Origin of the sequence: Cuneatibacter sp. NSJ-177, from assembly GCF_022867805.1 — a bacterium.
Lineage (GTDB): Bacteria > Bacillota > Clostridia > Lachnospirales > Lachnospiraceae > Pseudolachnospira.
The window spans coordinates 359711-373082 of sequence record NZ_JALIFO010000001.1; the positions used below are offsets into that span (position 1 = coordinate 359711).

General features: G+C 54.5%; 10 protein-coding genes. All 10 read left to right on the forward strand.

Annotation, left to right across the window (positions count from 1 at the left end; genetic code table 11):
- Positions 1-23: 23 nt before the first annotated feature.
- Positions 24-665 carry a lactate utilization protein gene (locus MUB23_RS01545; protein WP_244799017.1) on the forward strand — a complete coding sequence of 214 codons (642 nt, stop codon included), beginning with the start codon at positions 24-26 and terminating at the stop codon, positions 663-665.
- Positions 666-922: 257 nt separating this feature from the next.
- Complete coding sequence (locus MUB23_RS19745) at positions 923-3259, forward strand: pyridine nucleotide-disulfide oxidoreductase/dicluster-binding protein (protein ID WP_330641758.1); 2337 nt, start codon at positions 923-925, stop codon at positions 3257-3259.
- Positions 3260-3294: 35 nt separating this feature from the next.
- Positions 3295-4146, forward strand: a complete 852-nt coding sequence (locus MUB23_RS01555) for a MurR/RpiR family transcriptional regulator (RefSeq protein WP_244798429.1) — start codon at positions 3295-3297, stop codon at positions 4144-4146.
- A gap of 205 nt (positions 4147-4351) precedes the next feature.
- Positions 4352-4810: a VOC family protein gene (locus MUB23_RS01560; protein ID WP_244798430.1), complete on the forward strand. Its 459-nt coding sequence runs from the start codon at positions 4352-4354 to the stop codon at positions 4808-4810.
- A 19-nt stretch (positions 4811-4829) separates the two neighbouring features.
- Complete coding sequence (locus MUB23_RS01565) at positions 4830-6752, forward strand: TRAP transporter permease (RefSeq protein ID WP_244798431.1); 1923 nt, start codon at positions 4830-4832, stop codon at positions 6750-6752.
- A gap of 183 nt (positions 6753-6935) precedes the next feature.
- Complete coding sequence (locus MUB23_RS01570) at positions 6936-7976, forward strand: TAXI family TRAP transporter solute-binding subunit (RefSeq protein WP_244798432.1); 1041 nt, start codon at positions 6936-6938, stop codon at positions 7974-7976.
- A 66-nt stretch (positions 7977-8042) separates the two neighbouring features.
- A complete protein-coding gene (locus tag MUB23_RS01575) occupies positions 8043-8720 on the forward strand; it encodes an RraA family protein (protein ID WP_244798433.1) in 678 nt (225 codons plus the stop codon).
- Positions 8720-9712 (forward strand): hydroxyacid dehydrogenase, encoded by a 993-nt coding sequence (locus MUB23_RS01580; protein WP_244798434.1) that lies wholly within the window; start codon positions 8720-8722, stop codon positions 9710-9712. The genes MUB23_RS01575 and MUB23_RS01580 overlap by 1 nt, the downstream gene beginning before the upstream one ends.
- A gap of 120 nt (positions 9713-9832) precedes the next feature.
- Entirely contained in the window at positions 9833-10513 is a 681-nt protein-coding gene (locus tag MUB23_RS01585) for an RraA family protein (RefSeq protein WP_244798435.1), read from the forward strand.
- Between the two features lie 15 nt (positions 10514-10528).
- Entirely contained in the window at positions 10529-13366 is a 2838-nt protein-coding gene (locus MUB23_RS01590) for a molybdopterin-dependent oxidoreductase (protein ID WP_244798436.1), read from the forward strand.
- Positions 13367-13372: the final 6 nt, after the last annotated feature.

Sequence of the window (13372 nt, forward strand, 5' to 3'; positions counted from 1 at the left end):
ATCAGAAAAAGGAGGCAAATGGTATGCAAGAATGTCGAAAAGTAAGGAACCGTCTGTTGGGGGCTAAAGTCGTCGAAGCCTTGAAGTCGAGAAACATGGAAGCCTGGTACGCGGAGACCAAAGAAGAGGCCTTAAAACAAGCGCTTTCTTTGATCCCGGACGGCAGTTCGATCAGCTGGGGCGGTTCCATGTCCATCCAGGAGATCGGACTGGTAGGCGCGCTGAAATCCAAGGAATCGATGAAGATCTTTGACCGGGATTCGGTGAACACCCCGGAGGAGAGAACGAAAATGATGCGCGAGGCCTTTTTCTGCGATTATTTCCTCGCCAGCAGCAACGCAGTCAGTGAGGACGGTATTCTCGTGAATATCGACGGCTACGCCAACCGGGTGGCGGCTATCGCCTATGGGCCGGAGAACGTGCTGATGGTGGTGGGAATCAACAAGGTGGTGAAAACCGAGGCGGACGCCCTTTCCCGTGCCCGCAGTATCGCGGCCACCAGCAACGCCCAGCGTTTTCCCATCAACACCCCCTGCAAAAAGACGGGCACCTGCGCCAACTGCAAGATGCCGGACACCATCTGCTGCCAATTCTTAACCACACGCTACAGTAAGGCGCCGGGGCGGATCAAGGTGATTTTGGTGGGAGAGGAATTGGGGCTGTAAAAAATCTTTGTTTCACAGATCTCAGATAGAGGAACCGATAGGCGGCGGAAAGCAAGGAAACTTAGCTTCTGCCGCCTAGTTTCATTTGGAGATAGAGGAAGCATCCACCAATTTTCATCCATTCGCAAAGAATTCCAAACTTCAAGTCTAGAAAAAGTTATTAAAAAATACGGATGTATTAAAAAATACAAAAAATCTGGATAAATCTTGATTTCTATTCTATTTTCACGTATAATGAAGCAAATCAGAAGAAACCGGTGACTTATATGGAAATGTTGGAGCACATCGAGAACTGTCTGGAGCAGGAAGAGGCATTCTGTACGGCGGCCTGCCCGTTTCATTTGGATGGGCGTGCGTTTTGTGAGAGAATAAGCAAAGGACGTTTTCGGGCAGCCTATCAGATTTATCGGAATGCCGTCGGGTTCCCGCGGATTGCCTGCGCCATCTGCGAGGAGAACTGCCGGAATTTTTGCGCGCGGAAGGATTTCGGCGGGGCGGTGGAAATGAAACGCCTGGAGCAGGCATGTCTTGCGTATTCCGGCCTGCCGGAACCGGCCCGCTATCACTTGCCCAAAAAACAGCAGAACGTGGCGGTGATCGGGGCGGGAATCAGCGGTCTGGCCTTCGCGCTACGGATGGCGGAAAAGGGGTATCCCGTTACGGTTTTTGAAAAAAGCAGCCGCATTGGGGGAGAACTATGGGAACGGCTTGATCCAGATCTTTTTTTAGAGGAGATCCGGCGGCAGTTTTGCTACGCGCCGTATGATCTTTGCCTGAATCATGAGATTACAGAGCCGAATCCGCCGGGATACGACGTGACCTATCTGGCGACCGGGGCGGGAGGCGAGGCCTTCGGCCTGCTGGGGGACGTGGAGCGGGAGACCTTGGCCACAAGCCGGGAAGGTGTGTTTTTAGGCGGTTCCCTGATGGGGGGGAGCCTGGCGGAAGCTTTGGCGGACGGACTGGCCGCCTCCCAGTTGGCGGAGCACTATCTGAAAACCGGGAGAATGGACCGGAGACGGCCGCCGTCGGAGACAAGGGTGGCGCTGGATACCCGGCTGCTGCAAGACGCGCCGGCGGTCGAGGCTGCTTCCGAGGAGGGCGCATACGACGATCGGGAGGCGGCCAGGGAGGCAGGGCGCTGTCTGGGCTGCCGCTGCGACGCCTGTCAGAAGCATTGCGACCTGATGAATTATTACCGGAAATATCCCCAAGTCATTCAGGATGAAGTGTGCTACACGATCCATCCGGCGAGCCTCGATGGAAACGGAACCTTGGCGAAGCGGCTGATCGGCACCTGCAATCAATGCGGCTTTTGCCGCGAGGTCTGTCCGGAAGAAATCGATTTGGAGCATTTCTTGTTGGAGAGCCGGAGGGCCATGCAGAAAAACGGCAGTCTGCCCTGGGTGTATCATGATTTTTGGCTGAGGGATCTGGCGTTTTCACAGAGCAGCGAGGCTTCCCTTCTTCTGCGTCCTCGTTCCGAAGAGCCCTGCCGGTATCTGTTTTTCCCAGGCTGTCAGCTGGGGGCCTCCGATCCGCGGTATGTGACGGAATCTTACCGGTTCCTTCGGGAACGGGAGCCGGGAACGGCTTTGCTGCTTTCCTGCTGCGGAGCGCCTGCGGTCTGGGCCGGGGAACAGGAAAAGCAGGAGGAGGTCTTTTTGGCGATCAAAAAAACGTGGATGGATCTGGGAAAACCGGTGGTGATATTGGCTTGTCCGACCTGCCGGAAGATATTTCGGGAGTACCTGCCGGATATTACCTGTGACTATTTATATCCGTTCCTGCTGGAACAAAATTGCAGCCCGAAGCGGTCCGGGGACGGCCGGACGGTCTCTGTTTTCGACTCTTGTAGCAGCCGGCGGGAAGCAAAGCTCCAGCAGGCGGTCCGGGATTTGACCGTTGCAGCCGGTTATTCTTTGCAGCCGCTCCTTTATGAGCGGGAGAATGCAAAATGCTGCGGATGGGGCGGCCATGTGTCCTTTGCCAATCCGGATTATCTGCAAAAGGCCGTGAAGGAACGGATCACCCAGGCCAGCCAGCCCTATGTGACCTATTGTGTGAATTGCCGGGATACCTTCGCGGAAGCAGGAAAACCAGTGGTCCATATTTTGGACGTGCTCTGGGATCTGGGAAACGAGAGCCGCCCTGCGCCAGATATCAATGAGCGCAGGGAAAACCGGAGAAAGCTCAAACGCATGGCCCTTCTGGAATGGGGGGAGAAAACGATTCCCTCCGCGAGGCTGGGCGCTCTCATCTGTTCTCCGGAGGTTCGAAAAAAGCTGGGGCGGGAGCATCTGATCGAAGAGGAGGCAGAATCTGCGGTCCTTTTCTGCGAGAGAACCGGGCGGCGCTTACGGATGGAAAATGGGAACTTCAGTGGCTATGCCATGGTCGGAAGGATGACATACTGGGTGGAATACCGGCCGGAAGGCTCCGGTTACCGTTTGGAAAACGCCTATGCCCATCGGATGGAAATTGCGCGGGAGGAGATTTGGAACGGGAAACGCCAGGAGGGGCCGGGTGTTGATCATCGGGCGGATGATTGGGCTTCGTCCGAGACGGCTGGGAGAAAAGAAAATGAGGATTGAGAAAAAACGCAGCGAGTTCAATTTGGGAGGAATCGATGATGAAGAATATATTGAGCAGAATTTCCGAAGAATACGATAACTTTACGTATTCCCAGAAGACGGTGGCAAATTTTGTGATGGAGAATTTAAACCTGATCGCATTCGACACATTGGAAGATCTGGCGGCCCGGATCAAGGTGAGCACCACCACCATCATTCGTTTTGCCAGAAGTCTGGGGTACAACGGCTATTCCGAGATGCAAAAGGATATCCAGTCCAATCTGAAAAACAAGATCCGTCTGCCGGAACGGCTGAACGAATCCATGTCCCGCATGCCCCAGGACGAGCTGCTGCGGGAATCTTTTCAAAATGATATCACAAATATAGAGGAGACCTTGAAATATTTGGATATGGCGGATTTGCAGGATGCCGTCGGCCGCATGATCGGGGCGGAACATGTTTATATCATCGGCCTGCGGGGATCCTTTGCCCTGGCCCACTATACGGCGTCCCGTCTGGGGCAGATCCGGAAAAACGTGCGTCTGGTTCAATCGGTGGGAATGTTGTATCCGGAGGAGCTGATCAGCGCCGGGCCAAAGGACGTCTGCATCGCGTTCCTGTTCCCCCGGTATTCCAAAAGCACGGCCAATATGATCGCTTGGCTGAAAAAAAGGCAGGTGAAGATCATCCGGGTGACCAGCCAGAATTCCCGGAATCTGGATTCTGCCGGAGAAATCGTGTTTCCTTGCAGCGTGCGCGGTTCCTCCTTTAAGAATTCTTACGCGGCGCCCCTCTGCCTGATCAACTATTTTGCAGCTGCTGTGGCGGTGGAGAACTATGAGGAGGCGAAAGGAGTGCTGGAAGAGACGGAAGAGTTCCTGAGTCAGGGATTTTATTTGGAAGTATAAAGCAATACATTCTGTACTGAAAAAAATAAAAATGGCGAATACAAAAACAATGTCTCTTAAATAAGCAAGAAAAAAGCGTGTAATTCATAAGAATTATTCGCTTTTTTCTTGCTTTAAAAATATTGACAACCAATATGTAGCATGATATGCTAAATAAAAAATATAATACATAACACAGACGGGAAGCGAAAAGAGGAGGTAGGAAATGAATTACGTGACAACCAATCGACCGGGGGAATTCGTTTTTACACAGGTGGGGATCGTTGTAAAGGACCTGGAACAGACGGTAGAGCGGTACCGGAAACTGATGGGGGCCGAGTCGGACGAGATCGTGGAATTCAACACAGGGGTACGGGTAGCACATCTCTATTTTCCCGATATTGACGCCCAGATCGAGCTGCTGTCCCCGACGGAGGAGGGGAACCTATGGAGCGAATTCCTGAAGGAAAACGGTGGGGACGGCCTGCATCATCTGTGTTTCGACACGGCGGACTACGAAAAGACGCGGAGCGGATTTTTGGAGAAAGGAGTGAAGCTGGTCCGGGAGGTGACGAACGAGTTTGACCCGCGGGTGAAGTATTCTTTTTTCGACACAAGCGAGCTGGGTTTTCTGACGGAGATCGTAAACCGCCGGGAAATCAAGAAGATGGATCACAAAGGGTGATGGGAAGGAGTTTTCTCTTATGAAAGAAAAGTTAGCCGGTATGTGGAGCGTCAGGGAAGAAGGGACCGAGTTTTCTTCTTTCAGCAAAATTTGGGACAAATTGATTTTCCTGATCTCCGTCGCGTTTATTGTGTTCCACCTGTATACCGCCTACTTCGGCGTCGTATCCGGGGTCGGGCAGAAGGCGGTCCATCTGTTGTTCATGGTGGTTCTGCTCTATATGAAGGACTTTATGATTCCGAAGCAGGGCGCGGTTAAAAAAGCCTGGAATGTGATTTTGCTCATCCTGGGGGCTGTCAGTATTCTGTATGTTTTTCAGATTTGGAGCGCTCTGACTTACCGGAGAGGAATTATTTATCAGACGGATATCATCTTTGGAATCCTCTGTATCCTGGGGCTGCTGGTGGCGACAAAGCGCCGCGTGGCAGCCTCCCTGGCCATCGTGGTGTGCTGCTTCATCGTTTTCTCCTTTGTAGGACCGTGGATGCCTGGTTTTTTAAAACACACGGGCATGACGCTGAAAAGTTTTACAAATGTTATTTTTCTTGGCAGTGAGGGCGTCTTTGGCACAGCCCTTTATGCGTCGGCACAGAACGTGGCCCTGTTCGTGATACTCGGAGCCATCTTTGAGGCCACCGGCGTGGGAGACTTTATGATCCAGCTGGCCTCCATGGCGTTCGGAAAATTCACCGGCGGGCCCGCCAAGGTTTCAGTGATTGCCAGCGGATTTTTCGGATCCATCAGCGGCAGTGCCATTGCCAATGTGGTGGGCACCGGCACTTTTACCATCCCGATGATGAAAAAAGTGGGCTTTGATCCGGAATTTGCCGGGGCCGTGGAAGCCACCGCCTCCACCGGGGGACAGATCATGCCGCCGATCATGGGTTCCGGAGCGTTCATCATGGCGGAGATGATTGGAGTTTCCTATTTTACGATCGTGAAGGCCGCCTTTATCCCTTCGGTGCTCTTTTATCTGGCCGCCTTGCTCCAAGTACACTTTTACGCAAAAAAGCATGGGATCAAGGGCGTGGCCAAGGATACCCTGCCGGATAAAAAAAACGTGCTGAAACGCGCCTACCTGATCCTGCCTTTGGTATTTTTAGTTGTTGCCCTGGGCGTTTGGAAATGGACGATCACCAGAACCGGTTTCTACTCCATCGTGCTGGCTGTTGTTCTTTCCTGCTTCCGCAAGGAGACTAGGATCAACTTTGAAAAGTTCAAGGAGATCGTCAACAATTCCGTCAACGGCTGCATCACCGTAGCCGTGGCCTGCGCTATCGTCGGCGTGATCATCGGCGTCGTTATGGGAACAGGCATCGGCGTCCGGCTTTCCACGATTCTGATCGATGTGGCCGGAGGCAAGCTGTTTTTACTGCTGGCGCTGACCATGGTCTGCTCGCTGATTATGGGCATGGGAATGCCCACCAATGGCTGCTATCTGGTTCTCTCAATCCTGATTGCGCCGGCGCTTGTGAAGATGAATGTTTCTCTTCTGGCCGCCCACCTGTTCATTTTCTACTTTGGCTGTATTTCCAGCGTGACTCCGCCGGTCGCTCTGGCGGCTTACGCAGCGGCCGGCATTGCCAAGTGCAATCCGGGAAAATGTGGAATTAAAGCATTTAAGCTTGCGATTTCTGGTTTTATTCTGCCGTTTATGTTCATCTACAACCCGGCTCTGATGCTGGACGGCTCTTTTCTCAATATCGTCCGGGCGCTGATCACCGCCTTTGCCGGTGTGTACTGCCTGGCAGGCGCGATGGAACGCTATCTGGTCCGCTGGGAGATCAGCCGCATCGAGACCGTGGTGCTCTGCGCGGCGGCATTGCTCTTGATCGATCCGAACCTGATCACGGATGTGATCGGAATCGGCGTGGCCGCTGCCTTGATCTTAATCCATGGGGCGAAGGACAAGGTGAAAAAGGCGGATGTACAGGACGCGTGATTAAAAGAAAGATTCAGTTCGGAAACTTGTAATGCAGGGTTAGCCTGAGACGGCTATGTTAGGCTTTGCTTTCACGAAAAAGGTCTTCGCTTGGCCGAAGGAGAGCAAAGCTTCGTAGAATACCTGTGTTCGTCCGCAGACGCGAATGGGCACGAAATCAAGAAAACGAATGGAGGAAAAAAAATGAAAAAAATGATCGCACTCGCCATGGCAGCTATCCTGTCTCTGTCCGCGCTTTCCGGATGTTCCGATCCTGCCGCCGGGACCACCGCGGCAGCAGACGGCGGAACCACCGCTGCCGCAGCGGCGCCGGAAGGGAAGCTGACGCCGTCCACCACGGAAAACATCACGGTCCGGATGGAGACCAGCGCCACTACGTCCAACAATTATGTCATTTTCACCGGCATCGGCAGCCTGATCTCCAATGCGTTCGAGAATTACAACATGTCGGCGGAAATTTCCGACGGTTCGGCGGAGACGGTCCGCATGATGGCAGGCGGCGACTGGAACATGGGAATCCTGACCACCTATGCGGAGTACATGGGCTATCACGGCCAGGAAGTGTATTCGGATGTGACACCGGAAACCTTTAACTTTATCATGGGCGGCTATCCCCTGGCCTGCCATCTGATTGTCCCGGAGGATTCCGATATCCAGAGTTTTGAGGATATCAAGGGAAAGACGGTCGGCGTCACCATGGGCAATGTGGATCCGGATTTCAAAATTGCACTGGAAGCCTACGGCATGTCCCTGGAGGATGTCAACATCAAGGAACTGTCTGCCGGAGACGTTTCCACCGGCCTTTCCGATGAAACGCTGGATGCCGGATTCATGATCTACGGCCTTCCGGGCGCTCCGATCAGCGAGCTGGCCGTTACCAAGGGAATCAAACTGGTTGGACTTTCCGAGGAAGCGGTCTCCGCGATACATGAGAAATACCCCTACTATTCGGCGATCACGATTCCGTCCGGAACCTATGAAGGCGTGGATCAGGATACCGGCACTTACGGCAGTTACATGGCAGTCTGCGGCCGCACCGATCTCAGTGAAGATTTTGTCTACGATTATGTGAAATATGTCTGCGAGCACACCGAAGAGCTGAAAACGATCCATGCGATCGCACCGGAATTCTGCAAAGAGAACGCGAATATCGGAGCGTGCATCCCGGTTCACCCCGGAGCGGCCAAATATTTTGACGAGGTAGGCATTGAGTACGAGAAATAATTTCCAGAGGGCGGAACACTTCCGTGTCCGTTCATCCGTTTTATTCCGTTGGGAAAAGGAGAAGAAATGAAGACGCTGAAAGAAAAAATCGAGTATCTGAAACGTGTGGAAACCGGTTGTATTGTGGATGCTTTTTTGAAGCTGGGGATCGATCACTATTCCATTGACTCCCTGAAAGCGTTCGGCCAGAGCCGAAAGTTTGCCGGGGCGGCGCATACCGCTTTTATGGAGCGGCCGGAGCGGGAGGTGAAATCCTATTCCCGGTTTGACTCCATCGATCAGTGTGAAGCCGGGGATGTGCTGGTGACTGCCGGAGCTTCCGGGCGGATCGTGACCGGGGATATGTTTGCCAAATATGCAGAGCACGCGGGCTTGGCAGCCTGGATCATCGAGGGGAAGATCCGAGACAGTGAAGGCATCGACGGGCTGCCGATGTGCACCTGCTGCGAGGGCGCTTCCAATTATCTCTGGCGCCACGGAACGAAGATCACGGCTTTGGACGTACCGGTGAAGGTCTGCGGCACTGTGATCTGCCCCGGCGATATCTTAATCGGGGATTCCGATGGGATTTTGGTCATCCCCAAAGAACGGCTGGATGAAGTGATCCATCAAGTGGAATACGTGGTACAGGTGGAATCCGAGGTGGATGGGATTTTCCAGCGGGGAGAGAATCTGGCGGAACTGCTGAACGATGTGGATATCCGGAAAGCCCGCCTGCGGCCGGAAGAAGAGGAAGAGAGGTAATGAAAATGGGAATGAAGGTAATGCTGACCAATCCGACTTTGGATCCGACGGCCAAGCGGACTTTGGAGGAAAACGGCTGTGAGGTGACCGTCGCGCCGGAACCAGGAATATCGGAGGACGCTTTGATTTCTATGATCCATGAGCACGAGATAGCCGGAATTTACGTCCGGGTGGAGAAAATAACCCGGAAGGTTATCGAAAGCTGCCCGACGTTAAAAGTGATCGTAGAGAACGGAGCCGGTGTGGATAATATCGACGTGGCGGCTGCGACCGAGTGCGGCGTGCAGGTTGTGAACCTGCCGATGGGGCCGGTGGTCGCGGTCTCCGAGCACACAGTTGCGCTGATTCTGGCTTTGGGCCGGGATTTGATCCGCGAAAACGCAAACACCAAGGCGGGCAAATGGATCTCCGCAGACCGGAAGTCTTTTCCCATGATTGAACTGGCGGGTAAAAATGTTTTGATCGTCGGCCTCGGCAACATTGGAAAAACCGTGGCGCGCAAACTGCGGGGGCTTGATATGAACGTGGGAGCCTATGACCCTTATGTTCCGGCGGAAGCCATGGAGGAAATTGGAATCCAGAAATTTGAACATTTGCCGGAAGCTCTGCCCTGGGCCGATGTGGTGACGGTTCATATGCCTCTGACCCTGGAGACAAAGCACATGTTTGCGGAGAAAGAATTCCGTCTGATGAAGAATACCGCCTTTTTCCTGAATATCGGGCGCGGTCCGATCACAGCGGAAGCCGACCTGGCCGCCGCCCTAAAGCAGGGAGAAATCGCCGCTGCCGCCGTGGACGTCTATGAGACGGAACCAGCGGTAGAAAGCCCTTTGTTTGCCCAGGAAAACTGTATCTGCACGGCCCACATCGCCGGCTGTTCTAAATGTGGGATGGCGAACTTGGCGAAGATGGGGGCGGAATCTTTGATGGCTGCTTTGAGCGGCCAGGGAAGCTACAGCCTGGTCAATAAAAACGTGTTGGAGAAAAAATAAAGCGAAGCAATTTTGGCGGGAAGCGCCGGCAGAGACGCCTTGGCTGCGGGTGCTTCCCGTAAAAGCAGGAATAAGACAAGAAAATTCACCCCAGGGGAATCTATGTATGAGGGAGCAGCGATGGAGAAAAGTTGGAAAGAGAAAATGGAGCAAATCCGCCGGTGCGGGACTGCGGACGTGGCGGATACCTTATCCAAGCGGTTCGGAATGAAGAATTATTCGGTGGACGGCCTGTCTGCGCTCCGCCCAGGCGATAAGATCGTAGGCCCGGCCTACCCGCTGTCTTACCGGAAGACTGGCCGGCCGGGGGAACAGCCGTTGCCCTTTTACGAGGTGGTGCAGCAGTGTGAGACAGGCGGCGTTTTGGTGATGGAAGGGCTTCCGGATTACATCTACGGCGGCGACGTGGTCTGCCGGTATGTCCGCCATTGCGGCGCCGCCGGATTGATTACCGACGGGAATATGAGGGACATCGGTTCTTTGCAGACCATGGAGGATTTTCCCGTATTCTGCAAGGGAAGCAGCAGCTACATCAGCCATTACGCCGGCGATGTGATGACGGCGGGCCAGCCGATTCTGCTTCATGGGGTACGCATCTGTCCCGGTGATATCCTGTTTGGAGATGAAGACGGCATTGTGGTGATTCCACGGGAAATCTTGGATGACGTGTTGTATCAGCTGGAAGACATGGTCCGGATCGAAGACGAGTACACGGCGGTATTTGAGAGCGCGAAGCCGGGAGAGGATATCATCGCCAAATTAAGGGCGGTGGGATCGCAAAAGCGCGTGCGCCGGGAGTAGAGAGGGAGGAAGAACATGAAGCTGCGGAAAATGACACTGAACATCAACGGTGTGAACCGGATGTTGATCTGCGATCCGGAAAAAGACCGCCTGTCCGACATGCTGCGCCGCATTGGCCTGACCGGGGTCAAAGTTGGCTGCGGAACAGGTGTCTGCGGATCCTGTTCGGTGATCCTGAATGGGAAAGTAGTGCGGTCCTGCACGAAAAAAATAACACAGGTGGAAGAATACAGTGAAGTCACCACCATCGAGGGAATCGGCACGCCGCAGCATCCCCATCCGCTGCAGGCGGCCTGGATCGCCTGCGGGGCGGTTCAGTGCGGATTTTGCAGCCCTGGTTTCATCGTCTCCGCCTATGCGCTGCTAAAGAAAAATCCGGATCCCAGCCGGGAAGAGGTGCGGGACTGGTTCCAGAAGACGAGAAACGTCTGCCGCTGCACCGGATATAAGCAGATCGTGGACGCGGTGATGGCGGCGGCAAAGGTCATGCGGGGAGAGTGTACGGTGGAACAGATCCGGTATTCGCTTCCCCAGGATAAAGAATATTACGGAAAACCTCTGGAACGGCCGACCGCCTTGGCTAAAGTCTGCGGCCTGGCGGATTACGGCGACGATCTGGAAATGAAAATGCCGGAGAATACCCTCCATGCGGTTTTGGTGCAGCCGAGGGTCGCCCACCACGCCCGGATTTTAAAGCTGGATGTCTCCGAGGCGGAATCCATGCCGGGCGTCGTAAAGGTGGTTACTTACAAGGATGTCAAGGGCACGAACCGAATGGCCCTGGGCCGCCGGAATAAGAGAAGCACCTTGACGAAGGCCAACCATGTGCTGCTGTGCGAGGACAAGATTTACCGCTACGGAGACGTGGTGGCGATGGTGGTCGCGGATACCAAGGATCACGCCAGGGAGGCGTCGAAAAAAGTGAGAGTAGAGATCGAAAAGCTTCCCGAATATCTGAATTACCTGGATGCGGTCATGCCGGGTGCCATGCGGATCCATGAGGACTGCGACAATCTCTTTGTCCGCCAGCCGGTTTTAAAGGGAGCGGAGAACGTGGATGAGATCATCGACGCTTCCGCCTACCAAGCAGAGGGGAGTTTTTATTCCAGCCGGGAGCCCCATCTTTCCATTGAGGGCGATACGGTGCAGGCCTACTGGGACGAAGACGGGCGGATGACGATCCACTGCAAATCCCAGGGAGTGGAATCCACCAAGGGCCGGATTTATCAGGCCATCGGACTGGAAAAAGACCAGATCCGGGTTGTGATGAATCCCAGCGGAGCCAGCTTCGGCTGGTCCACCTCGGCCGGTTCCTTTGCCTTGGCGGCGGTGGCGGTCATGGCGACCGGCCTGCCGGTGGCGCTTTCTATGGCCTATGAGGAACATCAGCATTTCAGCGGAAAGCGCAGCCCTGCCTATACCAACTGCCGTCTGGGCTGTGATGAAAACGGAAAGATCACGGGGCTGGAATTTGACTCCGGCCTGGACCACGGCGCTTTCTCCGAAGTCGGAGATGCAGTGATTGACCGGCTGGCCCGTTTTATGATGTTTCCGTACCAGGTTCCCCATGTGGCGGGGCTTGCCAGGGTGGCCAACACGAACCACGCCTTTGGGACGGCCTACCGGGGATTCGGGTCGCCTCAGGTTTATACAGCGTCGGAGGCCATTATGGATATGCTGGCGGAGAAAGCAGGGATCGATCCTTTTGAGTTCCGATACCGGAACATTGCAAGGCCCGGCGACCTTAATATCAACAGCTATCCCTACTATGAGTACCCGATGGAGCAGATCATGGATACGATGCGGCCCTATTATGAGCAGGCGGTGAAGGAGGCCAAAGCGGCCGATACGCCGCAGGTGCGCCGGGGCGTCGGTTTGGCCTGGGGCGGCTACAACGTCACTGAGGGGCCGTCCGATGAGTGCAGCGTGGATCTGGAACTGAACCCAGATGGAACCATCACCAAGTACGACACCTGGCAGGATTTAGGACAGGGCGGGGATATCGGTTCCCTGATGGTGACGCTGGAAGCGTTAAAACCCTTGGGCGTAACCCCGGATCAGATCCGGCTGGTGCAAAGCGACACAAAACTCTGCCCGGACAGCGGCCTTTCCGCCAGCTCCCGGTCTCATTATATGAATGGAAATGCGTCGATCCTCGCGGCAAAGCATTTGATGAATGCCATGAAAAAGCCCGACGGAACCTGGCGTACGTATGAGGAGATGAAGGCGGAGGGGATTCCCACCCGATACCGGGGAACCTATGAAAATACATCGGCCCGAAAGCTCTGTTACATTGATGCCAATAAAGGGATCGGCAATCCGACGCCCGCCTACAGCTACGCGCTGTTTTTGGCTGAGGCGGCGGTGGATACGGCGACCGGAAAGACAACCGTGCTCCGCTATACCTGCGTGGATGATGTCGGGACGGTCGGAAATATCGACGCTCTGAACGGCCAGGCTTACGGAGGGATTTCCCACTGTATTGGCTTTGCCCTCAGCGAAAATTACGATGACGTGGTGAAGCACCGGAATATCGCCGGGGCCGGAGTTCCTTATATCAAAGATATCCCCGATGAGATCCGGGTCATCCATCTGGAAAATCCGAGGGATCACGGTCCTTGGGGGTCCTCCGGAGCCTCGGAGGCCTACCAGTCCAGCGGGCATGTGGCGGTGATCAATGCGATCTACAACGCCACCGGCGTCCGTATCTATGAGCTGCCGGCCACACCGCAGAAAGTAAAGGCAGGGCTGGAAATCCTCGCGGCCGGAGGGAAAATTCCCGCGCCGGAAAAATATTTCCTGGGATCGGATTTCTGGGATGAGATCGATGCGATCCGCGATCATCCGGTGTGATAGGCA

Coding starts and splice junctions, on each gene's coding strand:
- MUB23_RS01545 (WP_244799017.1), top strand. CDS start 24: ATGCAAGAATGTCGAAAAGTAAGGAACCGTCTGTTGGGGGCTAAAGTC.
- MUB23_RS01555 (WP_244798429.1), top strand. CDS start 3,295: ATGATGAAGAATATATTGAGCAGAATTTCCGAAGAATACGATAACTTT.
- MUB23_RS01560 (WP_244798430.1), top strand. CDS start 4,352: ATGAATTACGTGACAACCAATCGACCGGGGGAATTCGTTTTTACACAG.
- MUB23_RS01565 (WP_244798431.1), top strand. CDS start 4,830: ATGAAAGAAAAGTTAGCCGGTATGTGGAGCGTCAGGGAAGAAGGGACC.
- MUB23_RS01570 (WP_244798432.1), top strand. CDS start 6,936: ATGAAAAAAATGATCGCACTCGCCATGGCAGCTATCCTGTCTCTGTCC.
- MUB23_RS01575 (WP_244798433.1), top strand. CDS start 8,043: ATGAAGACGCTGAAAGAAAAAATCGAGTATCTGAAACGTGTGGAAACC.
- MUB23_RS01580 (WP_244798434.1), top strand. CDS start 8,720: ATGAAAATGGGAATGAAGGTAATGCTGACCAATCCGACTTTGGATCCG.
- MUB23_RS01585 (WP_244798435.1), top strand. CDS start 9,833: ATGGAGAAAAGTTGGAAAGAGAAAATGGAGCAAATCCGCCGGTGCGGG.
- MUB23_RS01590 (WP_244798436.1), top strand. CDS start 10,529: ATGAAGCTGCGGAAAATGACACTGAACATCAACGGTGTGAACCGGATG.